The following is a 22,973-nucleotide window of genomic DNA, read 5'->3' as shown; positions in this document are numbered from 1 at the left end:
TCGATGGAACACTCGCGCTTCAACCTGTCGCGCTGGGCGCTCGAGCACCAGCCGCTGACCCGCTACCTGCTGGTGGTGCTGCTGATCGGCGGCCTGCTGGCCTTCTTCCAGCTTGGTCAGGACGAAGACCCCCCGTTCACCTTCCGCGTGATGGTGGTGCAGGCCTTCTGGCCCGGCGCCACGGCCGAGCAGATCGCGGTGCAGGTGACCGACAAGATCGAACGGCAGCTCCAGGAAGTGCCGTACGCCGACAAGATCCGCAGCTTCTCCAAGCCGGGCGAGACCACGGTGATCTTCCAGCTGGCCGATAACTCGCCCGCCAAGGACACCGCGCAGATCTGGTACACGGTGCGCAAGAAGATCGGGGACATCGCCCAGACCCTGCCGCAGGGCGTGCGCGGCCCGTTCTTCAACGATGAATTCGGCGATGTCTACGGCTCGATCTACGCGCTCTCGGCGGACGGCTTCAACTACAAGGAGCTGCGCGAGTACGCCGACCTCGTCCGCCAGGCGCTGCTGCGCGTGCCCGCCGTGGCCAAGGTCACGCTGCTCGGCCTGCAGGACGAGAAGCTCTATATCGAGTTCAACCAGACGCGCTTCGCGCAGCTTGGGCTCGACATCAACGCCATCGCCAACCAGATCTCGGAGCAGAACAATCCCACCGGGAGTGGCGTGATGGTCACCCCGACCGACAACCTCCAGGTCCGCGTGACCGGCCAGCTTGGCGATGTGCAGGACCTGGAGAATCTGGTGCTGCGCGGGCCCAACGGCATCGCCAATATCCGGCTGGGCGACATCGCCCACGTCTATCGCGGCTATATCGACCCGCCCGCCAGCCGCATGCGCTTCAACGGCAAGGATGTGATCGGGCTCGGTATCTCGATGGAGAAGGGCGGCGACATCATCGCGCTGGGCCAGGAACTGCGCCGCGTGACCGATGGCCTGCGCGGCCAGTTGCCGATGGGCATCGAGATGGAACAGGTGCAGGACCAGCCGCAGGCGGTCAAGCGCTCGGTGGGCGAGTTCGTCCACGTGCTGATCGAGGCCGTGGTGATCGTGCTGGCGGTCAGCTTCATCGCGCTGGGGCTGCACACCAGGCCGCTGCGGCTCGACGTGCGCCCCGGGCTGGTGGTGGCGCTGACCATCCCGCTAGTGCTGGCCGTGACGTTCCTGTTCATGAACATCTTCGGCATCGGCCTGCACAAGATCTCGCTCGGGGCGCTGATCGTGGCGCTCGGGCTGCTGGTGGACGACGCGATCATCGCCGTCGAAATGATGGTCCGCAAGCTGGAGGAAGGCTTCTCCAAGATGGAGGCGGCCACTTTCGCCTATACCTCCACGGCCATGCCGATGCTGACCGGCACGCTGATCACGGCGGCCGGCTTCCTGCCGGTGGGGCTGGCCAAGTCCACCGTGGGCGAGTACACCTTCGCGATCTTCGCCGTGACGGCGCTGGCGCTGGTGCTGTCGTGGCTGGCGGCGGTGTACTTCACGCCCTACCTCGGCTACCTGCTGCTCAAGACCCGCGCCAGCGACGGCGGCCATCACGAGGTGTTCGACACGCCGTTCTACGCGCGCTTCCGGCATCTGGTGAACTGGTGCGTGACGTGGCGCAAGACCGTGATCGCCGTCACGCTGGTCAGCTTCGCGCTGGGCCTGTGGGCGTTCAAGTTCGTCGAGAAGCAGTTTTTCCCGGATTCGAGCCGGCCCGAGCTGATGGTGGAGTTGTGGATGCCCGAGGGCACCAGCTTCGCGCAGATGGAGGGCGAGGCCAAGCGCTTCGAGACCGCCATGCGCCGCGACAAGGCCGTGGATAGCCTGACCACCTTCGTCGGCGTCGGCGCGCCGCGCTTCTACCTGCCGCTGGACCAGATCTTCCCGCAGAGCAACGTGGCGCAGGTGATTGTGATGCCGGTCAGCGTGGAGGCGCGCGACGCGCTGCGCAAGCGCGTGATGGAGGTGCTGGCCACCCAGTTCCCGCAGCTGCGCGGCCGCGTGAAGCTGCTGCCGAACGGACCGCCGGTGGCGTACCCGGTGCAGTTCCGCGTGATCGGGCCCGAGGCCGCCGGCGTGCGCAAAATTGCCGATCAGGTCCGGGCGATCATGGCCGCCAATCCGAACACGGTGGGCGTGAACGACAACTGGAACGAGAACGTCAAGATGCTGCGCCTGGAGATCGACCAGGACAAGGCGCGCGCGCTGGGCGTGACCACCAACGCCATCGCCCGTGCCACGCAGGCCGTGCTGACCGGCGTGCCGGTGGGCCAGTATCGCGACGCCGACAAGCTGATCGACATCATCATGCGCACGCCGAAGAACGAGCGCGACGCGATGTCCGACATGGCCAACGTGCTGGTGCCGACCAACACCGGCCGCGCGGTGCCGCTGACGCAGGTGGCGCGCGTGACGCTGAAGTCCGAGCCGGGCGTGATCTGGCGCGAGAACCGCGACTTCGGCATCACCGTGCAGGCCGATGTGGTGGATGGCATCCAGGGTCCGACCGTGACCGCGCAGATCAACCCGCAGCTCAACAAGCTGCGCGCGAACCTGCCGCCGGGCTACCTGATCACCGTGGCCGGGGCCGAGGAGGAGAGCGGCAAGGCGGGCGCGTCCATCGCCGCGCAACTGCCGCTGTGCATCTTCCTGATCTTCACGCTGCTGATGCTGCAGCTCCACAGCTTCTCGCGTTCGGTGATGGTGTTCCTGACCGGCCCGCTCGGGCTGATCGGCGCCGCCGCCACGCTGCTGCTGCTGCGCGCGCCGATGGGGTTTGTCGCGCAGCTTGGCATTACGGCGCTGCTGGGCATGATCATCCGCAACTCGGTGATCCTGGTGGACCAGATCGAGCAGGACATCAGCGCCGGGGTGCCGCCGTGGCAGGCCATTGTCGAGTCAGCGGTGCGCCGGTTCCGGCCGATCATCCTGACCGCCGCGGCGGCCGTGCTGGCGATGATCCCGCTCTCGCGCTCGACGTTCTGGGGGCCGATGGCGGCCGCCATCATGGGCGGGCTGATCATCGCCACGGTGCTGACGCTGCTGTTCCTGCCGGCGCTGTACGCAGCGTGGTTCCGCGTGAAGCCGCCCGAGGGCGACAGCGGGGTGATGGCGGGGTGATGGCGGGGTGATGGCAGGTTGATGGCAGGGTAGGCGGGGTGATCCCCGGGGAAGAAGAAAAAGCGCCGGTTACGACTGGCGCTTTTTCATTTGGGCGGTCAGCCGCACGATGTCCACCGCGATCTGCGCTGCGCGGCGGGGATCGGCGGCCACGGGTTTGCCGGTGCGGGGATCCTTCACCGACGGCATGCGGGCCATTTCGCGCAGCAGGTCGGCCAGCAGCGTCATGTCCTGCACCAGCGGCGCGCGCGGGTCGCCCGGCGGCAGCGTGATGCGGACCAGTTCGGACACGGCCTGATCGAGCGCCGGGGCGTGCACGGTCCGGCTGCGGTCGTCCGCTTCCTCGGGCGTCATCCGGCCGGCCTTGGTTGCCGCATTGTCGGCCTGCATGGCCTGGAAGGCGGTCGTGAAGGTCTTGTGGGCGCGTTCGATCTGGCGGGAAGCGGCCAGGCTGTCGCGCATGGCCTGGGGCACGCGCGGTGCCAGCGCGGCGGTACCCCCCACCAGCACGGCGGCAACGGCTGCCGCCATGGCCAGGCCGCGCCGCAGCTTGCGGGCGTAGCTGGCGCGGTCCAGCCGCACCGGCAGGCATAGCGCGATCAGCGCGCCGCCGATCAGGCCGCCCACGTGCCCGGCGTTGTCCACGCGGGTTGACAGGAAGCCCTGCACCAGCGAATAGCCGATCATCACCGCGGCGTCCGTCGTCAGTTGCCGATGGATGCCCTCGGGCAGCAGCCGGCGATGCCGCAGCACCCCCGCCAGCAGCGCGCCGCCCACGCCGAACACGGCGCCCGACGCCCCGACCGACACCGCCGTCTGCGCCCCGAAATGCAGGCTCAGCGCGCTACCGGCCAGCCCCGCGCCGAGATAGATCAGCAGGAAGCCGCGTGTGCCGTAGAACCGCTCCACATGCTTGCCGAGCAGGAACAGCACCAGCATGTTGGCGCCGATGTGCCGGAGGCTGCTGTGCAGGAAGGTGGCCGTCAGCAACCGCCACCACTGGCCCTCCTGCACCAGCACGGCGGCGTTGCCGCCCCATTCGACGAGCTTGGCGGGCGCCGTGGCGTCGAGCGTGGCGCCGTGCGTGAGCGTAAAGAGCCAGATCCCCACGTTGAGGGCGATCATCGCGTACAGGCCCCAGGTGTGCGGCAGTGCCTGCATCTCGGCCCGGAAGGCCTGGTCGGCCGCCAGCGCGTTATCGACTGCGACGCCCGCCGTACGCATGTGATGGGTGACCAGCGCCTGGGCGAGCTGCTGGTCTGCCGCGCGCATCAGGGCCAGCCGGATCGTGAACGATGCCGGGGTCCGTTTCCGGGCGCCCGGCGCGGGCTTGGGAAAGACTTCGATGACGGGACCGCCGCGCAGGTTGCGCACCGCCACAGCGGCGATCTCGGCCCAGCGCAGGTGGGGGCGGCGGCGCGGGAAGGACGTCGAGCCGATGCCGCCCGCGTCCACCGTCAGCAGCGGCTTGCGCAGCGGCGCGTGCCGGCCCCAGGACCATTCGAACAGGATCAGCACGCCGAAGAAGCCGGCGCCGACGACGATCAGGCTGGTCTTGCCGTGCGAGAACAGCAGGAGCAGCGTCCCCAGCCCGCCGAAGCAGAGCCAGAGCAAGGCGCGCACGAGCAGCGCGGACCCGAATCGGCGCACATGGAACGCGCCGCTGCGGCGCGAGCCGATGGCCGGCGCGCGCATGAATTGCGATGTCTGCATGATTCTTCCCGACAAGACGATGTCATCGCGTCATCTCGCTGGCCCCGGTGCGGCAGGGCCACGGCGCGCGTCACGCGACGATATGCGGTCGTCCGTCGGGAAGCATCTCCCCCGTCGGGAGGGTTGCGGCCCTAGTCGGCCAGTTCGAAGACCACGTCCTGCGCGCCCTCCCAGAGCACCTTGGTGCCGAGCGCCCGGAGGTTCTCCCGGCCTTCGACGATGGTCAGAAAGTGGTTGCCGGCCAGCTGGCCCATCTTGCTGGCGAAGCAGCAGCTGCCGTAGGCCAGGATGATCTCGGTTTCGCTGTAGCCGCCCGGGTAGAACAGGATGTCGCCCACGGACGGGTGGCTGGTGTGGTTTTCGAAGCCGACGCCCAGCTTGAATTCGCCGAGCGGAATCCAGCAGCCTTCGCCGCTCCAGCGCACGTGGATCAGCTTCTGCCGGTAGGGCAGCAGCTTCAGGAAGGCGGCCACGGTCTCGGGGGCGTCCGGGTGGGTGTCGGCCAGGAAGGTCTGGCCGGCGGCGGTGATGCGGAGTCGGGGCATGGCTATATCTATATAGAGGGGTCGATGGGGGCCGGGTCAGGCCAGCGCCGTCATCAGCGTCTCCGCCACGGCGATCAGGCTGCGGTCGCTGCCCTTCGGGCCGAGCAGGGAAATGCCGAGCGGCGCGCCGGCGCGGCCGGAGAGCGGCAGGCTCAGTTGCGGGAAGCCCGACAGCGGCGTCAGGCACAGCGAGTGGGCGGCGGCGGTGCGGTAGTCCTCCAGCGTCTCGCCGGCGGCGGTGCGCAGCGGGGCGATGTCCGGCATGGTCGGCAGCACCAGCACGCCGTCGTGGCCGAGCAGGCGGCCCAGATGGGCGGTGAACTCGCGGCGCACCGCGCTCGACTGCGCGAATTGAGCTTGCGTGACCCCCTTGCTGAACACGAAGCGCGCGGCCACGTCCGGGCCCATGTGCAGGCCGTAGTTCTCGATCAGCGCGCCATCGGCCTGCCAGGCTTCCCAGCCCTGCACGTAGCGGAAGGCCCAGTACAGGTCGGACAGCGGGCGGTCGGCCACGTCCACCGGGGTGGCACGGCCCAGCACGGCCTCGATGCGCGCCACCGTGGGCGCCAGCGCGGCGCGGGCTTCGGGCGTCGGCAATTCGAACAAGTCCGATGCCAGCAGCAGGCGGGGCCGGGCGGGGAGCGGATCGGCGTCCTTGCCGAACAGCACGTCCGCCACGCGGGCGAAGGTGCCGATGTCACGGGCGAAGAAGCCGCAGGTATCGAGCGTCTCGCACAGCGGCATGCAGTGCTGGAGCGAGATACGGCCATGCGAGGGGCGGATGCCGAACAGGCCGCAGTGGCTGGCGGGGGCGCGCACGGAGCCGCCGGTGTCCGTGCCGAGCGCGAAGTCGCACAGCTTGTTGGACACCGCCGAGGCCGACCCCGACGACGAACCGCCCGTCACGCGATCGGGCGCGCCGCCGTTGACCGGGCCGCCGTAGTGCGCGTTCTGGCCGTTCATCGAGAAGGCCAGCTCGTCCGTGTGCGACTTGCCGACGAACATCGCGCCGGCATCGAGCAGCTTCTGCACCGTGGGCGCGGTCACGCTCTTGATGCCGGAGCGGGCCAGCACGTGTGGATTACCGCCGCCGGTGGGGTAGCCGGCCACGTCGAACAGGTCCTTGACGGCGAAGGTCAGCCCCCGCAGCGGGCCGATGGCCGCGTTGGGCACGGGCGCGTCGGGGTAGGGCATGAATGCGCGGGCGGGATGGGTGGCCAGGGTCATGGCGTTCGGCTTCCTTCTTTTTCGGAGGATGGATGGAGTTTAGGCGGCGGCCGGCGAGGCAGCGGCGGTATTCGAAGGTTCGGAGCTATCGGCCACCAGCACGCAACTGACGCGATGGCCGTTGCCCAGCGCCACGCTGCGCGGCACCTCGGCCAGGCAGGCGGGGCGGGCGTGCGCGCAGCGCGGGGCGAAGGTGCAGCCCGGCGGCAGCGCGGCCAGGTCAGGCGGGGCGCCGCCGATGGCCTGCAGCCGCTGGCCGCGATCCATGCCGTGCTGGCGGCTTTGCAGCAGCGCCATCGTGTACGGGTGGCGCGCCTCGCGCAGCAGCGTGCGGATCGGGCCTTCCTCGACGATGCGGCCGCCGTACATCACGGCCACGCGGTCGGCAATCTCCACCGCCGCACCCATGTCGTGCGTGACGAAGACGATGGAGAGGCCCAGCTCGCGTTGCAGCTCGCGCAGCAGGATCAGCACCTGGATCTGCACGGTGGCGTCCAGCGCCGTGGTGGGCTCATCGGCCAGCAGGATTTTTGGCTGGGCCGACAGCGCGAGCGCGATCATCGCCCGCTGCCGCATGCCGCCGGACATCTCGTGCGGATAGGCGGCCAGCCGCCGCTCGGGGCTGGGAATGCGCACCGCTTCCAGCGCCTTCAGCGCCAGCGCGCGGGCTTCGGCGGCGGACACCTTCTTGTGCGTTCGGATGCACTCGACGATCTGCTGGCCCACCGTGTACACCGGGTCCAGCGCCAGCAGCGGCTCCTGGAACACCATGGCGACGGTGCCGCCGCGCAGCCGGGCCAGCGCGCGCTTGTCCAGCGCGAGCACGTCCTGGCCATCGACATGGATCTGCCCGCTCATGCGCGTGCGGCGGGGCGGATGGAGGCGCATCAGCGCGCGCAGCGTCACGCTCTTGCCGGAACCGGATTCGCCGATCAGCGCCACGGCTTCGCCGGGGGCCACGTCGAGCGACACGCCGTTCACCGCGCGGATGGTCTTGCCGCCGCCGGCGAAGGTGACGTGGAGGTCCTTGACCGAGACGGCAGGGGAATGGGGGGCTGTCATAGGGGTCTCCCGCAGGTCAGGTGGGTCAGGGCGTGGCCGCGTGCAGGCCCGGCGTCATGCGCCGCAGCGGCAGCGAGTGGCCACCGTCGGGCATCGCCATCAGGCACGACACGGGATGGCCGGCCAGTTCGTCGGCCAGCACGGGGGTGCGGCGCTCGCAGACCGGCTCGGCGCGGGCGCAGCGCGGATGGAAGCTGCATCCGGACGGCGGATTGATCGGGTTGGGCGGGTCGCCCGCCAGCGGCGCGGCCAGCGTGCGGTGGTCCGGGTCCATCGACGGCATCGACGCCAGCAGCGCGCGCGTGTACGGGTGCGAGGGATTGGCGTAGATCGACTCCGTATCGCCAATCTCGACCACCTTGCCCAGGTACATCACCATCACGCGGTCGCACAGGTAGCGGATGACGTTGAGGTCATGGCTGATGAAGACGTAGGTCAGGTCGAACTCGGCCTTGAGGTCGAGCAGCAGGTTCAGCACCTGGGCTTCCACGGATTTGTCGAGCGCGGACACCGCTTCGTCCAGGATCACCAGCCGGGGCCGCAGCGACAGCGCGCGGGCGATGTTCACCCGCTGGCGCTGCCCACCGGACAGTTCGTGCGGATAGCGCCCGGCAAATCGCGCCGGGTCCAGCCCCACGCGCTCCAGCAGGTAGCGCGCCCGCTCGGTGGCCTCCCGCGCCGGCACGCCGTGCACGCGCGGCGTGAAGGCGATCGATTCCTCGATGGTCAGGCGCGGGTTCAGCGACGAGTAGCTGTCCTGGAACACCATCTGCACCTGGCTGCGGAACGCCTTCATCGGCAACTGGGGCGAGCCCACGCCCTGGGCGTCGAAGATCAGCTCGCCACTGTCTTGCGCGGTGAGCTGCATCAGCAGCCGCGCGGTGGTGGACTTGCCGCAGCCGGACTCGCCGACCACGCCGAGGGTTTCGCCCTTGAGGACGTCGAAGCTGACGCCGTCCACGGCGCGGACCTCGCCGGCCTTGCGGAACGGGATGGCCGACTTGAGCGGGAAATGCTTGACGAGATCGCGCGCGATCACGAGTGGCTGGGCCGGGCCGCCGATGTCGCGGGCGTGGGCGGGTGCGGGCGCTGTGAGGAGGTCGCTCATGTTCATTCCTTGATTTCCATGGCCGAGCGGATGCCGTCGGCCAGCAGGTTGAACGAGATCGAGGTCAGGAAAATCATCGCGCCGGGCAGGGCGGCGACCCAGGGCTGGGTGTAGATGGCGGTGCGCAGCGTGTTGAGCATCAGGCCCCACTCGGGCTCGGGCGGCTTCACGCCGAGGCCGAGGAAGGAGAGCCCGGAGGCCAGGATCATCGACACCGAAATCAGACTCGTCGCATAGACGAAAATCGGCCCAAGTACGTTATTCAGCACATGGGCGCGTACGATGGTCAGCGAGCTGGCCCCGGAGGCGCGCGCCGCATCGACGAACTCGCGGTTGCGTACCTGCGTGGTCACGCTCTCCGCCACCCGCACGATCTGCGGTACGAAGACGATGGTCAGCGACAGCAGCGCGTTGCCCACCCCGGCGCCCAGCGTGCCGGACAGCGCGATGGCCAGCAGCACCGACGGGAAGGCGTAGAGGATGTCGGTGAGCCGCATGATGATGGTGTTGGTCCAGCCACCCGCGTAGCCGGCGATGATGCCGAGTGCGCTGCCGATCACAAACGCCAGCAGCACCGGCGTGATGCCCATGAACAGCGAGAGCCGGCCGCCCAGCATCAGGCGCGAGAGCAGGTCGCGGCCCAGTTCGTCGGTGCCGAGCGGATAGCCAGCGGTGCCGATCGGCTTGAGCCGCTTGAGGATGGAGGACGCGTACGGGTCCGCCGGCATCAGCGCCGGGGCGAAGATCGCCAACACCACCAGGGCGATCAGGATCAGCGCGGCGGCCATCGCCAGCTTGTTGCGCAGCAGGCGGCGGCCCACGGTGGCCCAGTAGCCGGGCGAGCGCGCCACGGGCAGCGGCGCCACGGCCTTGTTCAGTGCGATCTGCATGGGGGCCTCCTTAATTGCGCTGGATGCGGGGGTCGAACAGCGTCTGCAGCGCGTCCACCAGCAGGTTGAGCAGGACAAAGAACACGGCCAGCACGAGGATCGTGCCCTGCAGCAGCGGGAAGTCGCGCTGGAAGATGGCCGAGTTCAGCAGGAAGCCGGTGCCGGGCCACGAGAACACGGTCTCGATCAGGATCGACCCGCCGAGCAGGTAGCCGAGCTGGAGGCCCATCACGGACAGCGCGGTCGGCGCCACGTTCTTGACCACGTGGCGGAACACGGCCACGTCCGACAGGCCCCGGGCGCGCAGGCCGACGATGAACTCGTTGGACAGGATCTCCGCCACCAGCGCCCGGATCGTGCGGGCGACGATGCCCATCGGGATCACCGACATCGTGATGGCCGGCAGCAGCATGTACTGGAAGTGCTCCCAGTCCCACGCCCAGTCCCCCGAGCCGCCGGGGCCGGCGCCGGTGGCGGGCAGCCAGCCGAGCAGCACCGAGAAGGCGATGACCAGCACCATGCCGAGCCAGTAGTGGGGAATGCTGACGCCGAGCACGGACAGGAACGAGGCCGTGCGGTCGGCGATGGAATCGCGCATATAGCCGGCCACGAAGCCGAACAGGCAGCCGAAGGTGAAGCCGATCAGCGTGGCCACGCTGGCCAGCCGGATCGAGTTGATCACGGCGGTGGAAACCTCGCTCATCACCGGGCGATTGGTGGCGATGGAGGTGCCCAGGTCGCCATGGAGCGCGCGGGCCAGCCAGTGCAGAAATTGTTCGAGGAACGGTTTGTCGAAGCCGTACAGCGCGGTGAGTTGGCGCCGGAGGTCTTCGGAGGCATCGGGCGGCAGCACCGAGACGAGGGGGTCCCCGGGGGCGATGTGGACCAGCGAGAAGCAGAGCAGGGCAACCCCAAGCAGGATAGGCAGCGCATAGAGAATGCGGCGAAGCAGGTAAGTCATGGTCTGTGGCCGGCTAGTGTGGGGGGTATTTCTCCCCTCTCCCGGTGGCGGGAGAGGGGGGCACGGTAAGCGTCAGTCCATCGACATCGTCGCGATATCGATAAACCAGCTCTGCGGCTGCACCACGCCCTTGACCTTCTTCGAGATGGCGCGCGGGCCCACGTCGTGGGCGATCAGCACGAATGGCGACTCTTCCACGATGCGCGCGTGCAGCTTGGCCAGCGCGGCGTCACGGGACTTTTCGTCGAACGAGGTGCGGGCGGTCTCGATCAGCTTGTCGAACTCCGCATTGCCGAAGAAGCCCCAGTTGTTCGAGACCGGCGGCTGCGTCTTGGTGCTGACGAAGCGGACCATCGCGAAGAACGGGTCCATCGCCGCGAAGCTGACGTTGATGGCGTTGGCGCCGTGCGCGCTGGCATCCTTGGCGCCGATGCGCCAGTTGGTGAACAGGGTGTTCCACTCCACGACGTCGAAGTCCACGTCGAAGAAGCACTCCTTGAGGTTCTGCTGCACGTACTCGTTCATCGGCAGCGGCTGCATCTGGCCCGAGCCGGACGCCGACACCTGCACCTTCACCTTGAGCGGCTTGGCGGCCGAGTAGCCGGCTTCGGCCATCAGCTTGCGGGCGGCGTTGGCGTCGTACTTGATGTCGAACTTGGGATTGCCCCACCACGGGTTGCCGGCTTCCACGATGCCCTTGGCCTCGGCCATGTAGCCGCCCAGCAGCGTCTTCAGGCCCGAGCGGTTCACGCAGAGGTTGGCGGCCTGGCGCACGCGCTTGTCCAGCCACGGCGAATTCGGCGCGAAGGAGAGCTGCCACGGCCACATGTGCGGCTGGGCGTTGGCGTAGACCTCGAAGCCGCGGCTCTTGATCTGGGCGACGGCGTCAGGCGCGGGAGCCTCGATCCAGTCGACCTGGCCCGACAGCAGCGCGGCGGTGCGCGCGTTGGCCTCGGGCATCGGCACCATTACCACCTTGTCGATCTTGGGCACGCGCTTGCTGTCCCAGTAGCTGGCGTTCTTGGCCAGTTCCAGGCGCTCGCGCGGGACGAAGCGGGTCATCTTGAACGGGCCGGTGCCGGAGGCGTCGGCGGCGAAGGCGACCCACGCCTGCTTGCTGCGCTCGGCCGCATCGGTCACCGAGGCTGGCACGGCGGCGAACTTCTTCTCCCACTGCGTGGGCGAGGCCATGAACAGGTTCGAGATGTTGTACGGCAGGAACGAGTCCGGCTCGGACGTGACCAGCTCCACGGTCAGGTCGTCGATCTTCTTCGCGCTGCGCAGCGTGGGCATGCGCGAGGCGGTCACGCCCACCTGGCTCGGATCGAACTGCTTGGCGGTCTTGTCGAGCACCTTGTTGACGTTCCAGACCACGGCGTCCGCGTTGAAGGCGGAGCCGTCGTGGAACTTCACGCCGGGACGCAGCTTGAAGGTCCACTTGGTCTTGTCGGCGGCGTCCACCTTCCACTCGGTGGCGAGGTCCGGAATCAGCAGGCTGGGGCCGTTGCCCTTGGAGAGGTCCCACTGCGTCAGCGCGTCGTACATCGGAATGCCGGTGAAGCGGTTGCCCTCGAAGCCCTGGTCGGGCTGGCCGAGCGTGCGCGGGATGTCGGCAGCGGTCATGCCGATGCGCAGCGTCTTCTCGGCCATGGCGGCGCCGGGCAGTGCGAGGAACGAGAGGGCCAGGACTGCGGCGGAGAAACCTTTCGCGTGGGCGGACGTTTGGTGGTTCACAGGCAATGCTCCTGAGTGGGGGAAGGGCTGCCTTCGGTCTAGCAAGTCATGTGCCAGTCGCGCCGCCCCGGCGCGTGGTCTGGTTCTTGCACCGGGCGTTGGTCATTCATCATTCACTCACGAAGCAGACAAGGCAGACATGGATTCGAAAGTTCTTCCCCGCATCAATGGCGCCCGGCTGTGGCAATCGCTCATGGATCTGGGCGCGATCGGCGCCACGCCGAAGGGCGGCGTGTGCCGCATCGCGCTGACCGATGAAGATCGCAAGGGCCGCGACCTCGTGGTGCAGTGGTGCCGCGAGGCGGGCCTAGACGTGCGCGTGGACGAGATCGGCAATGTCTTCGCGCGCCGCACCGGCACGGACCCGGCCGCGCAGGCCGTGGCCACGGGCAGCCATATCGACACCCAGCCCTCGGGCGGCAAGTTCGACGGCAACTTCGGCGTGCTGGCGGGGCTGGAGGTCATGCGTACGCTCAACGACCTCGGCATCCAGACGCGCGCGCCGCTGGAGGTGGCGTTCTGGACCAACGAGGAGGGCACCCGCTTCACGCCGGTGATGATGGGCTCGGGCGTGTTCGCCGGCGTGTTCGATGCCGACGAGGCGCGCCGCCAGCAAGACCGCGACGGGGTGAGCGTGGGCGACGCGCTGGCCGCCATCGGCTATCACGGCGCGCAGCCTGCCGGCGAGGTGCCGGGCGGCATGTTCGCGGCCTACTTCGAGGCCCATATCGAGCAGGGACCGGTGCTGGAGGCGGCCGGGCTGCCGATCGGCGTGGTCTCGGGCGCGCTGGGCCAGCAGTGGTACGACGTGACCGTGACCGGCCAGGACGCCCACGCCGGCCCGACCCCGCTGGCGCTGCGGCACGATGCGCTGCTGGCAACGGCGCGGATGATCGAGGCCGTGAACCGCATCGCCCGGGATGCCGCGCCGCATGGCCGGGGCACCGTCGGCTATGTCGAGGTCAAGCCGAACTCACGCAACGTGATTCCGGGGCGGGTGGACTTTACGGTGGACTTCCGCAACCTGTCGCAGGACGGGCTGGACCGGATGGATGCGGCGATGCGCGCGGCCTTCGCCGGCATTGCTGACGTGGCGGCGGTGAGCGTGGAGATTCGCCAGGTGGTGAAGTTCGAGCCCTGCCTGTTCGCCCCGGCCTGCGTGGACAGCGTGCGGCGCGCGGCGGCGGCGCTGGGGCTGTCGAGCATGGACGTGGTCAGCGGTGCGGGCCACGACGCCGTCTACGTGGCGCAGCGCGCCCCCACCGGGATGATCTTCGTGCCCTGCAAGGACGGCATCAGCCATAACGAACTGGAAGATGCGCTGCCCGAGCACATCGAGGCCGGCGCCAACGTGCTGCTGCAGGCGATGCTGGAGCACGCTCGCTGAGCGCCGGTGGCAGCCTCAATGTCCGATCGACCTTGAAATCGCCCACGCGCACTCGATGACGAGGGGCCCCAGCTTGCGCTGGGCCTCCGCCATCGTCCACCGGCTGGCCGGCGGCGACACATGCACCGCCCCCACCGCCACCCCCTGGCTGTTCACGATGGGCGCCCCCACGCCCATATCGCCCAAAAACAGCTCCTCCTCGTTGCAGGCATAGCCCAGGCCCCGGCACGCCACCACCTGCGCGAAGATCGCGTCTACATCGGTCAGCGTGGCCGGCGTGCGCGGCGCGCGCGTGGAAGCCTCCAGCGTCGCGCGCACCTGCGCATCGGGCAACGTGCTCAGGTAGGCGCGGCCGGAACTCGTGCAATACATCGGAATCCGCATCCCCACCGGCGTCAGCACGGGCATGTGCTTGGCGGTCATCAGTTGCGCCACGTAGACCATGTCCAGCCCCACGGGCTCGGTCAGGTTGGCCGTCTCGCCGCTGGCGTTGGCCAACTGGGACAGGTAGGGGCTGGCAATGGGGATCAGCGCATCGGCGGCCAGGTAGTTGTAGCCGATCTCCATCACCTTCGGCGTCAGGCGGAAGCGGCGGGTCTGCGGGTGCTTGTCGATATAGCCGAGGCTTTCGAGCGTATGGACCGTGCGCTGGGCCGAACTCTTGGTCATGCCGGTGAGGCCGGCCACTTCGGAGAGCGTCAGCGTGCGATGCACGGCGCTGAAGGCGCGCAGGACTTCGAGCCCTTTTTCGAGCGATTGATTGAACAGCGGATCGGCGGACATGGGAGACGGACAGCGGGGGGGATAACCAAGGTTCGGCACCATCGTCGTGAAACCCTGCACCACGATGGCTGCATATTGCACCAAGATACGCATGAATCGATTATCGATTCCGTAACGTCCCGCCATGATACCCGGCGCCTCGATGGCTGGCGCGTCTCTGGTGTTTACCCCTAGGGTTTTCCGGGTTGTCTCCAGTGAAATATCACACTAGTATCACAGCAACTTCAACGAACGTTGAGACGAAGCGAGCAACCCGTGGCGAACCCTATTCGACTGGTCGGCGGTGCCGACCCCCAGCCGGCAACCACTCCCGTAGCGCCCCTCATGCCCCCCACGCCTGCCCAGAGCGGCGCGGCGCTGCGCGAGCAGGCGTACACGGAGATCAAGCGCCGCATCATCGCGTGCGAGTTCCGTCCCGGCGAGCCGCTGATCGAGGCCCAGGTGGCCGCGCTGCTCGGCCTGGGCCGCACGCCGGTCCATCAGGCGCTGCATCGGCTCGAAGTGGAAGGGCTGGTGTCCATCCTGCCGCGCAAGGGCGTGCTGGTGACGCCGCTGTCGCTGAACGAAGTGCTCGACATGATCGAGGTGCGCGCCACCAATGAGGTGCTGTGCGCCACGCTGGCCTGCGAGCGCGGGCACGACAGTGACTTCAAGGCCATGCGCGACATCGTGGACCGTTCGCCCGAGCTGATTGCCCGCCGCGACATCCCCGCGCTGGCCTCGCTCGACCTCAAGTTCCATACCGCCATGTCCGCCGCCTCGCGCAACCGCGTGCTGGCCGAACTGCTGCGCGGCCTGCATGAGAAACAGGCGCGCTTCTGGTTCCTCTCGCTGTCCGATCCCCAGCACCTGGAGAACGTCTACCAGGAGCATCTGGAGATCGTCGACGCGCTCGAGCGCCGGGACATCCCGGCCGTGCGCGAGGCGATCCGCGAACATATCGACGAATTCCGGAAGAACATCATCCGGACTCTCTGACCGACCCTTTTCCCTCGTAACAAGGTAGTACGCCATGCCGACACTGCACCTCCAGGTAGCCGGCGGGGGCCCGCTCGCCCTCGACGTCCAACGACTCATCATCGCCGGCTGGACTGGCCGCGACGCCGCCGCTGTCCAGCATCACATCGAAGAACTCCAGGCGCTGGGCGTGAAGCCGCCCGCCACCGTGCCGACCTTCTACCCGCTGGCCGCCTCGCTGCTGACCACCGCCGACGTGCTCGAGGTGCCGCGCGACGACTCGTCGGGCGAGACCGAATTCGTGCTGCTGCAGGGCGCGGACGCGCTGTACATCGGCATCGGCTCGGACCATACCGACCGCAAGGTCGAAGCCTATGACGTGACCGTCTCCAAGCAGATGTGCGGCAAGCCGATGGGCCGCGACGTCTGGCGCTTCGCCGAGGTGGCCGATCATTGGGACGAGCTGGAAATGCGCTGCTGGCGCGTGCGCGACGGCCAGCGTGCGCTGTATCAGGAAGGCAAGGTCACGCGCCTGCTGGACCCGCGCGATCTGGTGCAACGCCTGACTGGCGAAGCGCAACTGCCGCCCGGCACCGCCATGTTCTGCGGCACGCAGGCCGTGATCGGCGACCTGGGCCACGGCGACGCCTTCGAGGTGGAACTGCACGACCCGGTGCGCCATCGCACGCTGCGCCATGCGTACCGCGTGGCGTCGCTGGAGGTGGCTGAATGAGCGCCGCCCCGACCATTGCCGCCCTGGCTGCCTCGCTGGCGGCTGGACGCACGACCAGCGTGGCGCTGACCGAAGACGCGCTGGCCCGGATCGCGCAGCACCAGCGTGCTGGCGGCGTCGCCTTCCTGCACGTGGACGCCGAAGGTGCGCTGGCGCAGGCGCGCGCGGCTGACCAGGCGCGCGCCGCCGGGCTCGTGGCATCGCCGCTGGCCGGCCTGCCGGTGTCCATCAAGGATCTGTTCGATGTGCGCGGCCAGATGACGCGTGCCGGCTCGGTGGCGCTGGACGGCACCGCCCCGGCCCAGGCCGACGCGCCCGCCGTGGCTCGCCTGCGCGCGGCTGGCGCGGTGCTGATCGGCCGTACCAATATGAGCGAGTTCGCGTTCTCGGGCCTGGGGCTGAACCCCCACTACGGCACGCCGCGCACGCCGTTCGACGCCGAGCGCATCGCCGGCGGCTCCACCTCGGGCGGCGCGGTCAGCGTGGCCGAGGAGATGGCCGTGGCCGCGCTGGGCACCGACACGGGCGGCTCGATCCGCATTCCGTCGGCGTTCTGCGGGCTGACCGGCTTCAAGCCGACCGCGCGCCGCGTGCCGCTGTCCGGCGCGGTGCCGCTGTCGACCTCGCTCGATTCGGCCGGCCCGCTGGCGCGCTCGGTGGCGTGCTGCGTGGCGATGGACGCGGTGCTGAGCGGCGAGACGCTCGACACCCGGCCCGCCGATCTGTCCGGCCTGCGCCTCTACGTCACGCGCGACTTCGTGATGGATGGTGTGGAGGCCGAGGTGGCGCAGGCGTTCGAGGCCACGCTGTCGCGTCTGTCGGCCAAGGGGGCGCAAATCGTTACCTTCGATTTCCCCGAACTGCGTCGCCTGCCCGAGATCAATGCCGGTGGTGGCCTGACCGCCGCCGAGTCGTGGACCTGGCACCGCGATCTGCTGGCCAAGCAGGGCGACCGCTACGACCAGCGCGTGGCCCAGCGTATCCGTCGCGGCCAGCAACAGAGCGCCGCCGACTACATCACGCTGCTGGCCGAGCGCGCCGCCATGCAGGCGCGCGCCGCCGAGCGCCTGCGCGATGCCGACGCCTGGCTGATGCCGACCGTCGCCGTGCGCCCGCCGCGCCTGGATGCGTTGGCGCGTGACGAGGACTTCTTCGCCACGAACGGCCTGGTGCTGCGCAACCCGAGCGTGATCAATTGGCTCGACGGCTGCGCGGCGTCCCTGCCGATGGGGCAGGGCATCGGCCTCGGCATCTGCGGCCTGCACGGGCACGACGCCCGCGTGCTGCAGGTAGCCGGCGCCATCGAGCAGGGCCTGGCGTAAGCCGGGCAGCCAGCAAATCGGCCGGATTCCCACGGCCGCGGCAACGCGCTCCAGCACAACACAGCGCAAGCCAGAGGGCGCCGCCAATGTAGCGGCGCCCCGCCCACCACACCCAAGGAGTAATCACCGATGTCTTCCGTGATGACCGGCGCCCCTGGCGCCCTGGAGAGCCTGCCGCCCGCGGAATTGGCTCAGCAACGCAACGAGGCGTACCGCAAGATCACCGTGCGCCTGATCCCGTTCCTCGTGTTCCTGTTCATCCTGGCCTGGATCGACCGCGTCAACGTGGGCTTCGCCAAGCTCCAGATGCTCCAGGACCTGCAGTTCAGCGAGGCCGTGTACGGCCTGGGCGCGGGGATTTTCTTCATCGGCTACTTCCTGTTCGAGGTGCCGAGCAACCTGCTGCTGGAGAAGATCGGCGCGCGCAAGACGCTGGCGCGCATCACCATTCTTTGGGGCCTGGCCTCGATGGCGATGATCTTTGTCAAGACGCCGGGGCAGTTCTACGCGCTGCGCTTCCTGCTGGGGATTTTCGAGGCGGGCTTCTTCCCGGGCGTGGTGCTGTACCTGACCTACTGGTTCCCGGCCGACCGCCGCGCGCGCATCAACGGCCTGTTCATGACCTCGTTCGCGATCGCTGGCGTGATCGGCGGCCCGCTGGCCGGCTTCATCATGAGCGCGATGGACGGCGTGGATGGCCTGGCCAACTGGCAGTGGCTGTTCGTGATCGAGGGGATTCCGTCGGTGCTGGCCGGTGTGGCGGTGCTGATGTTCCTGCCCGAGAAGCCGGTCAACGCGAAATGGCTGACGGCCACCGAGCAGACGCTGGTGACGCGCGAGGTGGAGGCCGAGGCACGTGACCCGGCCAAGCATTCGTCGCTCAGGGACGCCTTCGCCAATTCGCGGGTCTGGATCTGCGCGGCGATCTACTTCTGCGTGGTGAGCGGCAATGCCACCATCGCGTTTTGGTCCCCGTCGATCATCAAGGAGCTGGGCGTCAAGGGCAACCTGCAGATCGGTCTGATCTCGGCGATTCCGTTCGTGGCCGGCACCATCGCCATGGTGCTCAACGGCATCCACTCGGACCGCTCGGGCGAACGCCGGATGCACTGCGCCATGGCCACGCTGCTGGCCGCGGTGGGCCTGACGCTGACCGGCATGTGGCTGCACAGCGCCACGCTGGCACTGGTGGCGCTGACCATCGCCTCGGTCGGCATCCTGGCGGCTTTCCCGGTGTTCTGGTCCCTGCCGTCGGCCTTCCTGGCCGGCACGGCGGCGGCGGGCGGCATCGCCCTGATCAACTCCATCGGCAACCTGGCCGGCTTCGTGGCGCCGTACATGATCGGCTGGTTCAAGACCAATACGGGGCGGCTGTCGTCCGGCCTGTATTTCGTTGCCGCGCTGGAAGCCTGCGCCACGGTGTTGGTGCTGGCCTTCATCCGCACCCGGCGCTAAGCCCCAGGCGGGGCCGGGCGAGGCGCAAGCCGGGCAGGGGGCTGGATTCCCGCTGCGGCTTGCGCTACAATCCGCAGCCTTGTCGACCGTTGGCAAACGTTACGCCAACGGCACGGCCGGCATCCGACGGCAGATCATGAAAGGCGGGCAGTTCCAGCCGCCTTTTTTGCTTTGTCGAGGATGCGCAGCGCCAACCGACAACGCGGTCGCCCGCCAGGGCAACCGCCGCAAGGACCGCGAGGGTGGCGAAATTGGTAGACGCACCAGGTTTAGGTCCTGACGCCAGCAATGGTGTAGGGGTTCGAGTCCCCTCCCTCGCACCAAATCGCCGATATTAGTGAATTTTGGCATTTGTTTTGCCGATATTTGAGCGAGGTTAGCCAACTACTGGCTCGAAACCCCCACCAGATTCGCACGAATTCCACGCGAATCGCCTGTCAGGCCGCGCAATCTGTAGCTAAAGGTACAAAGAAGCTAGCTACTTTGTGCTTGTATTGAGTGCGTGATGTAGGGGAATGGATCCCCTCCCTCGCGTTGAGCGCGTCGCCGATCGAATCGCCAGGTCCGTTCCCATCCGTGAAAGCTGGGTACTAGAATGCGCATGGTTGACCCGCCAGTTCTGTCACGTCGAGGCGCTCGTTGCTCTTTCGGGCAATCCGAGGCGAAGTGACGAATTAGAAATAGCACGCTCGATGTCACTGCGAAATCTGCGCAGACGTTGCCATATGGCCGAGGTCGGGTGCAGATTCAACCATCGCCTATTGATTCGCGAGCGTCTGCTGTGCAGTCAGGAACTGACCCTGGCCTTGGCCACAGTCATTGGTCGGGATGCGCGTTCCCAAAGGTGCCAATGAGCGTCAGCCGCCTGGGGCACCGTCCCGTCCTCCGACCATTCATGCGTGATGCTGTCCAACGAACAGGCGAGAACTTGAAAGCCTCTCAATCCCGCTTGCGAGCGATCAGGAAGGCATCCTCTTCCATCTCGTTCTCGTAGTAAATATGCCCATATGATGGAAACACGACCATCACTCCCCTTTTAAGGTATCCCCAAGCAGATTCAGGATCGCTGGGCATGTAGACACCCGCGTCGATATCGCACACGACGACTCCTCCTCTGTCGTCGCCAAGCCCAACGACATCCCCGACCCTGACTTCTTGATCGTCTTCATATTTCATAGGGTGTACCGCTTCCAGAGAACCTAGTCAGCGTTGCGCGATATCAGCCACAGATCGGGATGTTCTTCGGGAAAATGCACTAGCCCCATGCTGGGAAAATCGATCATCACCCCAGTCTTCAAAAATTTCCAATCGTCCGCCGATTGCTCTGCGGAAGACTCATCCGTATCTATTGAGCACATCACGATGCCTTCATCGGTGGAACCCAGACCTACCATATCGCCGACTTTTACCGCTTGACCATCAACGTATTTCATTGTCATTCGATGCCAGTGGGTTGCAGTAGGGTGACTTTACTGTGCGGATTTCGGGGGAGCGCAATAGCTATGCCTCGCCTCCAGAGTTCCGCAGTTCGTTGATCCTTTCCCATACGTCTGGCAGGATCGCGTTCTGCCACACGCCCTGCAGCAGCGTTCTAAATACCGGCTCACTAAGGCACAGTTGTTCTACCCATGGCGAGACTTCCCTGCCGTGGTATGCAAGTAGGTCCTCGAGAGGGCCAGCAGCCAAACTTGCAAGCCTTGCCATGTCGTTCTTGTCAGTCCGAGACCAAATCAAGGAAATCGCATCCCAGCACGTTTGAGGCTCATGTCGAGCCGTATCTCCAAGATACTCAATCACCCAGAAGAACTCTTCGCCAGCGTCGGCTCGGTGTGTATAGTCTCCAATCTCATCATGGGCGCGATGAAACGCAAACCATGCGTCGGAGATGTCATTGAGGCTTGGCTTCATCATTGCGTTCATTCATTGCACGGGGCAAGCGGGCGGAGGCAAAGAAACAAAGTAACCCGGGCGCGGATAAAAGCGAGATACCTGCGGCGCCTTTCAGTAAACGTTGTTGTGCGCCATGCCCTGGATTGGTGGAACCCGAGAACGACTCGATAGTCATCGATCACAGCGCAAATGGCGGCGGCCGCACCAGGCAGCATCAGCACACGTAATCGCAGCTCCAGCATTGCCCCGAGCCATCTGGATAGAACGTCGACCCGCAATTTGGGCATGCCGCAGCTTTGCCCATCGGCCGATAGGGTTCCCAGCCCAGCCTAAGATGCTGAATCGCTGCAGCCTCTTCAGCGCTTCCGGCCTCAATGACGAACATTAATCGCTCACAGTAGGAATCGAGTGAGCCGTCGACAAACTTCGGCTGCTCAATTCCTTCGCTCATGGTGATCTGACACCCGTCCAGGGAACTCCATACGGAGAAGACACGTTTATTCATGTGGTCGAATTGCCCAAACAGTCTTCGGCGGTCGTACACTGCCTTGCTGGTTATGAATCTATCAAAAATGTGAGATTTGAGCTTGCCGGCGACGTGGGGTGTGGCTGTGAAGCGACTCGATGGGAACTCGTCGTCTAAGGCAAGCCGCAGTCGAGGCTGATGGGGAGTCCCCCGAGCACGCGAAAGGGCGGTATGGCTCTCGCGTTCGGCAGGGGCTCGGTGGCATGGTGGTAAAGGCAGGCACTGCTGCTTGGGACATCAGCACTAACACCGCCGCGGGTGTGTTCGGCGCCGCTATCGCTAAGTACTACGGTCTCTCCTAAGCATTCGCACGCAAATCGCACGAAGGGCTCGAATCACCCGGAAACCCGCATGCTGTAGCGGTTTGTGACGGGGTTCGAGTCCCCTCCCTCGCACCAATTTCTTATGTGGACTATTCGCCACAAATGCCAGCATGATGCCGGCGACTCGGGTGAGAGCAGCCGGCGTTCGCATGGCAGCACAACCGGCCCCCTAACGAGACCGGTCCCCCCCCCCTCAATTCAACGGAAAGCGCTTCGCCAATGCGGTGAACCGTGCATCTTCCTTGCGCACCTGTGCGGCGAATTCTTCTGGCGTGTTGACCAGCGGTTCGGCGCCAACGGCCGTGATCGCTTTTTGCAGTTCGGCATGACCCATGGCTTCGCGCACGGCGGCGTAGATGCTCTGGGTGACGGCTGGCGGCGTGTCTTTCGGTGCGAACAGGCCGAACCAGGTGGTGTACTCGTACTGCGGCATGCCGGTTTCCACCACGGTGCGCACATCCGGCGCCTCGCTGAAGCGATGGGTGCCCTGGTTGGCGACGATCTTCAGCGTGCCCGCCTTCTGGTGCGGGAGCGCCGACGCCACGCCGGTCACGGCGAAGTTCACGTTGTTGGCGATCATGTCGGTGATGATGGCCGCGGTCCCCTTGTAGTTGACCACGATCAGGTTGGGCAGCGCTTCCGCCTTCAATTGCTGGCCGAAGAGCTTGGCGACGTTTTCGCCCGTGCCCATGGAGCAGGGCGTGGCTGCTGTCTTGCAGTACTTGATCAGTTCGGGCAGGGAGGTTGCGGGGAATTTTCCGTTGGCAACGATTACGCCCGGCGATTGCGCGATGTTGGTGACGGGTACCAGGCTGGTCAGCGGATCGGTGCCCGTGAACGAGGGCGCGTGCTTGGTGAGGACGATGGCCGGCGTTTGGAGCAGCAGCGTGTAGCCGTCGGGCTTGGCCTCGGCGACCTTGCGCGTGCCGATCAGGCCGTCGGCGCCAGGCAGGTTGACCACCAGCACCGGCTGGCCCCATTGCTCGCCGAGTAGCTTGGCCGTCGCGCGCGCGGAGGCGTCGGTGCCGCCGCCCGGTACGTAGGGCACGACGATGGTGACGGGGCGATTGGGCTTCCACGCCGTCTGCGCCAGCGCGGGTGTGGCAGCGCCCCAGGTGGCGGCTGCCAGGACGATGGCGCGCAGCAGGGGGCCCTGGTAGGCGTGGCGGCGCGTGGAGTGGGGCGTGGGGTGGGTGATCGGCATGTTGGGTCTCCTCCTGTGATTTTTTCTAGTGTCGATTGG

19 protein-coding genes and 1 tRNA gene are annotated in these 22,973 nt (G+C 67.0%); 7 read left to right on the top strand and 13 right to left on the bottom strand.

Translation table 11 applies throughout. The annotated features are described in order from the left end of the window. Window positions 1-3 precede the first annotated feature (3 nt). Window positions 4-3,114: an efflux RND transporter permease subunit gene (locus AC1DP9_RS04390; protein ID WP_477106723.1), complete on the top strand. Its 3,111-nt coding sequence runs from the start codon at window positions 4-6 to the stop codon at window positions 3,112-3,114. A 69-nt stretch (window positions 3,115-3,183) separates the two neighbouring features. Here the strand turns inward: AC1DP9_RS04390 and AC1DP9_RS04385 are convergent, their stop codons facing one another. The 8 genes from AC1DP9_RS04385 to AC1DP9_RS04350 form a co-directional block, all read right to left on the bottom strand. Next, window positions 3,184-4,827 (bottom strand): rhomboid family intramembrane serine protease, encoded by a 1,644-nt coding sequence (locus AC1DP9_RS04385; RefSeq protein WP_477106722.1) that lies wholly within the window; start codon window positions 4,825-4,827, stop codon window positions 3,184-3,186. Window positions 4,828-4,958: 131 nt separating this feature from the next. After that, a complete protein-coding gene (locus tag AC1DP9_RS04380) occupies window positions 4,959-5,372 on the bottom strand; it encodes a DUF3830 family protein (RefSeq protein WP_092292980.1) in 414 nt (137 codons plus the stop codon). A 36-nt stretch (window positions 5,373-5,408) separates the two neighbouring features. Continuing rightward, window positions 5,409-6,599 carry an amidase gene (locus AC1DP9_RS04375; protein ID WP_477106721.1) on the bottom strand — a complete coding sequence of 397 codons (1,191 nt, stop codon included), beginning with the start codon at window positions 6,597-6,599 and terminating at the stop codon, window positions 5,409-5,411. 39 nt (window positions 6,600-6,638) lie between these two features. Beyond that, complete coding sequence (locus AC1DP9_RS04370; RefSeq protein ID WP_092292984.1) at window positions 6,639-7,661, bottom strand: ABC transporter ATP-binding protein; 1,023 nt, start codon at window positions 7,659-7,661, stop codon at window positions 6,639-6,641. Window positions 7,662-7,686: 25 nt separating this feature from the next. Continuing rightward, window positions 7,687-8,769 carry an ABC transporter ATP-binding protein gene (locus AC1DP9_RS04365; RefSeq protein ID WP_477106720.1) on the bottom strand — a complete coding sequence of 361 codons (1,083 nt, stop codon included), beginning with the start codon at window positions 8,767-8,769 and terminating at the stop codon, window positions 7,687-7,689. Window positions 8,770-8,771: 2 nt separating this feature from the next. Then, a complete protein-coding gene (locus tag AC1DP9_RS04360) occupies window positions 8,772-9,659 on the bottom strand; it encodes an ABC transporter permease (protein ID WP_092292986.1) in 888 nt (295 codons plus the stop codon). Between the two features lie 10 nt (window positions 9,660-9,669). Then, window positions 9,670-10,620 carry an ABC transporter permease gene (locus AC1DP9_RS04355; protein ID WP_477106719.1) on the bottom strand — a complete coding sequence of 317 codons (951 nt, stop codon included), beginning with the start codon at window positions 10,618-10,620 and terminating at the stop codon, window positions 9,670-9,672. 72 nt (window positions 10,621-10,692) lie between these two features. Next, a complete protein-coding gene (locus AC1DP9_RS04350) occupies window positions 10,693-12,270 on the bottom strand; it encodes an ABC transporter substrate-binding protein (RefSeq protein WP_477106917.1) in 1,578 nt (525 codons plus the stop codon). A 223-nt stretch (window positions 12,271-12,493) separates the two neighbouring features. On the opposite strand from AC1DP9_RS04350, the gene AC1DP9_RS04345 reads away from it, so the two are divergent. After that, entirely contained in the window at window positions 12,494-13,741 is a 1,248-nt protein-coding gene (locus AC1DP9_RS04345; RefSeq protein WP_477106718.1) for a Zn-dependent hydrolase, read from the top strand. Window positions 13,742-13,756: 15 nt separating this feature from the next. Here AC1DP9_RS04345 and AC1DP9_RS04340 read toward each other — a convergent pair whose 3' ends face one another. Beyond that, window positions 13,757-14,524, bottom strand: a complete 768-nt coding sequence (locus AC1DP9_RS04340) for an IclR family transcriptional regulator (RefSeq protein WP_477106916.1) — start codon at window positions 14,522-14,524, stop codon at window positions 13,757-13,759. Between the two features lie 255 nt (window positions 14,525-14,779). On the opposite strand from AC1DP9_RS04340, the gene AC1DP9_RS04335 reads away from it, so the two are divergent. From AC1DP9_RS04335 to AC1DP9_RS04315, 5 genes are all read left to right on the top strand, one after another. After that, on the top strand, window positions 14,780-15,502 hold the full coding sequence (locus AC1DP9_RS04335; protein WP_092292994.1) for a GntR family transcriptional regulator: 723 nt from the start codon (window positions 14,780-14,782) through the stop codon (window positions 15,500-15,502). Window positions 15,503-15,536: 34 nt separating this feature from the next. Beyond that, the gene (locus tag AC1DP9_RS04330; protein WP_477106717.1) at window positions 15,537-16,214 is read left to right on the top strand and encodes a DUF2848 domain-containing protein; all 678 of its coding nucleotides are present in this window, start codon (window positions 15,537-15,539) and stop codon (window positions 16,212-16,214) included. Then, window positions 16,211-17,536, top strand: a complete 1,326-nt coding sequence (locus AC1DP9_RS04325; RefSeq protein WP_477106716.1) for an amidase — start codon at window positions 16,211-16,213, stop codon at window positions 17,534-17,536. Before AC1DP9_RS04330 ends, AC1DP9_RS04325 begins: the two co-directional genes overlap by 4 nt. Window positions 17,537-17,665: 129 nt before the next feature. Then, window positions 17,666-18,991 carry an MFS transporter gene (locus tag AC1DP9_RS04320; protein ID WP_092293000.1) on the top strand — a complete coding sequence of 442 codons (1,326 nt, stop codon included), beginning with the start codon at window positions 17,666-17,668 and terminating at the stop codon, window positions 18,989-18,991. Between the two features lie 236 nt (window positions 18,992-19,227). Continuing rightward, window positions 19,228-19,314, top strand: a tRNA-Leu gene (locus tag AC1DP9_RS04315). A gap of 616 nt (window positions 19,315-19,930) precedes the next feature. Here the strand turns inward: AC1DP9_RS04315 and AC1DP9_RS04310 are convergent. From AC1DP9_RS04310 to AC1DP9_RS04295, 4 genes are all read right to left on the bottom strand, one after another. After that, window positions 19,931-20,167 carry a hypothetical protein gene (locus AC1DP9_RS04310; RefSeq protein ID WP_477106715.1) on the bottom strand — a complete coding sequence of 79 codons (237 nt, stop codon included), beginning with the start codon at window positions 20,165-20,167 and terminating at the stop codon, window positions 19,931-19,933. Between the two features lie 23 nt (window positions 20,168-20,190). Continuing rightward, window positions 20,191-20,424 (bottom strand): hypothetical protein, encoded by a 234-nt coding sequence (locus AC1DP9_RS04305; protein WP_144195676.1) that lies wholly within the window; start codon window positions 20,422-20,424, stop codon window positions 20,191-20,193. A gap of 67 nt (window positions 20,425-20,491) precedes the next feature. Beyond that, the gene (locus AC1DP9_RS04300; RefSeq protein ID WP_144195674.1) at window positions 20,492-20,911 is read right to left on the bottom strand and encodes a DUF6869 domain-containing protein; all 420 of its coding nucleotides are present in this window, start codon (window positions 20,909-20,911) and stop codon (window positions 20,492-20,494) included. Window positions 20,912-21,923: 1,012 nt separating this feature from the next. After that, entirely contained in the window at window positions 21,924-22,934 is a 1,011-nt protein-coding gene (locus AC1DP9_RS04295) for a Bug family tripartite tricarboxylate transporter substrate binding protein (RefSeq protein ID WP_477106714.1), read from the bottom strand. Between the last annotated feature and the right edge of the window lie 39 nt (window positions 22,935-22,973).

Source organism: Cupriavidus sp. 01L43, assembly GCF_056399925.1.
Note: the sequence above shows the minus strand (reverse complement) of the source record. Positions and strands in the feature narration are given on the sequence as shown.

Bases quoted from the DNA above. Each gene is read 5' to 3' on its own strand.
- AC1DP9_RS04360 (WP_092292986.1), bottom strand. From the start codon at position 9,659: ATGCAGATCGCACTGAACAAGGCCGTGGCGCCGCTGCCCGTGGCGCGC.
- AC1DP9_RS04385 (WP_477106722.1), bottom strand. From the start codon at position 4,827: ATGCAGACATCGCAATTCATGCGCGCGCCGGCCATCGGCTCGCGCCGC.
- AC1DP9_RS04375 (WP_477106721.1), bottom strand. From the start codon at position 6,599: ATGACCCTGGCCACCCATCCCGCCCGCGCATTCATGCCCTACCCCGAC.
- AC1DP9_RS04365 (WP_477106720.1), bottom strand. From the start codon at position 8,769: ATGAGCGACCTCCTCACAGCGCCCGCACCCGCCCACGCCCGCGACATC.
- AC1DP9_RS04340 (WP_477106916.1), bottom strand. From the start codon at position 14,524: ATGTCCGCCGATCCGCTGTTCAATCAATCGCTCGAAAAAGGGCTCGAA.
- AC1DP9_RS04330 (WP_477106717.1), top strand. From the start codon at position 15,537: ATGCCGACACTGCACCTCCAGGTAGCCGGCGGGGGCCCGCTCGCCCTC.
- AC1DP9_RS04390 (WP_477106723.1), top strand. From the start codon at position 4: ATGGAACACTCGCGCTTCAACCTGTCGCGCTGGGCGCTCGAGCACCAG.
- AC1DP9_RS04345 (WP_477106718.1), top strand. From the start codon at position 12,494: ATGGATTCGAAAGTTCTTCCCCGCATCAATGGCGCCCGGCTGTGGCAA.
- AC1DP9_RS04380 (WP_092292980.1), bottom strand. From the start codon at position 5,372: ATGCCCCGACTCCGCATCACCGCCGCCGGCCAGACCTTCCTGGCCGAC.
- AC1DP9_RS04300 (WP_144195674.1), bottom strand. From the start codon at position 20,911: ATGAACGCAATGATGAAGCCAAGCCTCAATGACATCTCCGACGCATGG.
- AC1DP9_RS04325 (WP_477106716.1), top strand. From the start codon at position 16,211: ATGAGCGCCGCCCCGACCATTGCCGCCCTGGCTGCCTCGCTGGCGGCT.
- AC1DP9_RS04355 (WP_477106719.1), bottom strand. From the start codon at position 10,620: ATGACTTACCTGCTTCGCCGCATTCTCTATGCGCTGCCTATCCTGCTT.
- AC1DP9_RS04320 (WP_092293000.1), top strand. From the start codon at position 17,666: ATGTCTTCCGTGATGACCGGCGCCCCTGGCGCCCTGGAGAGCCTGCCG.
- AC1DP9_RS04350 (WP_477106917.1), bottom strand. From the start codon at position 12,270: ATGGCCGAGAAGACGCTGCGCATCGGCATGACCGCTGCCGACATCCCG.
- AC1DP9_RS04305 (WP_144195676.1), bottom strand. From the start codon at position 20,424: ATGAAATACGTTGATGGTCAAGCGGTAAAAGTCGGCGATATGGTAGGT.
- AC1DP9_RS04370 (WP_092292984.1), bottom strand. From the start codon at position 7,661: ATGACAGCCCCCCATTCCCCTGCCGTCTCGGTCAAGGACCTCCACGTC.
- AC1DP9_RS04295 (WP_477106714.1), bottom strand. From the start codon at position 22,934: ATGCCGATCACCCACCCCACGCCCCACTCCACGCGCCGCCACGCCTAC.
- AC1DP9_RS04310 (WP_477106715.1), bottom strand. From the start codon at position 20,167: ATGAAATATGAAGACGATCAAGAAGTCAGGGTCGGGGATGTCGTTGGG.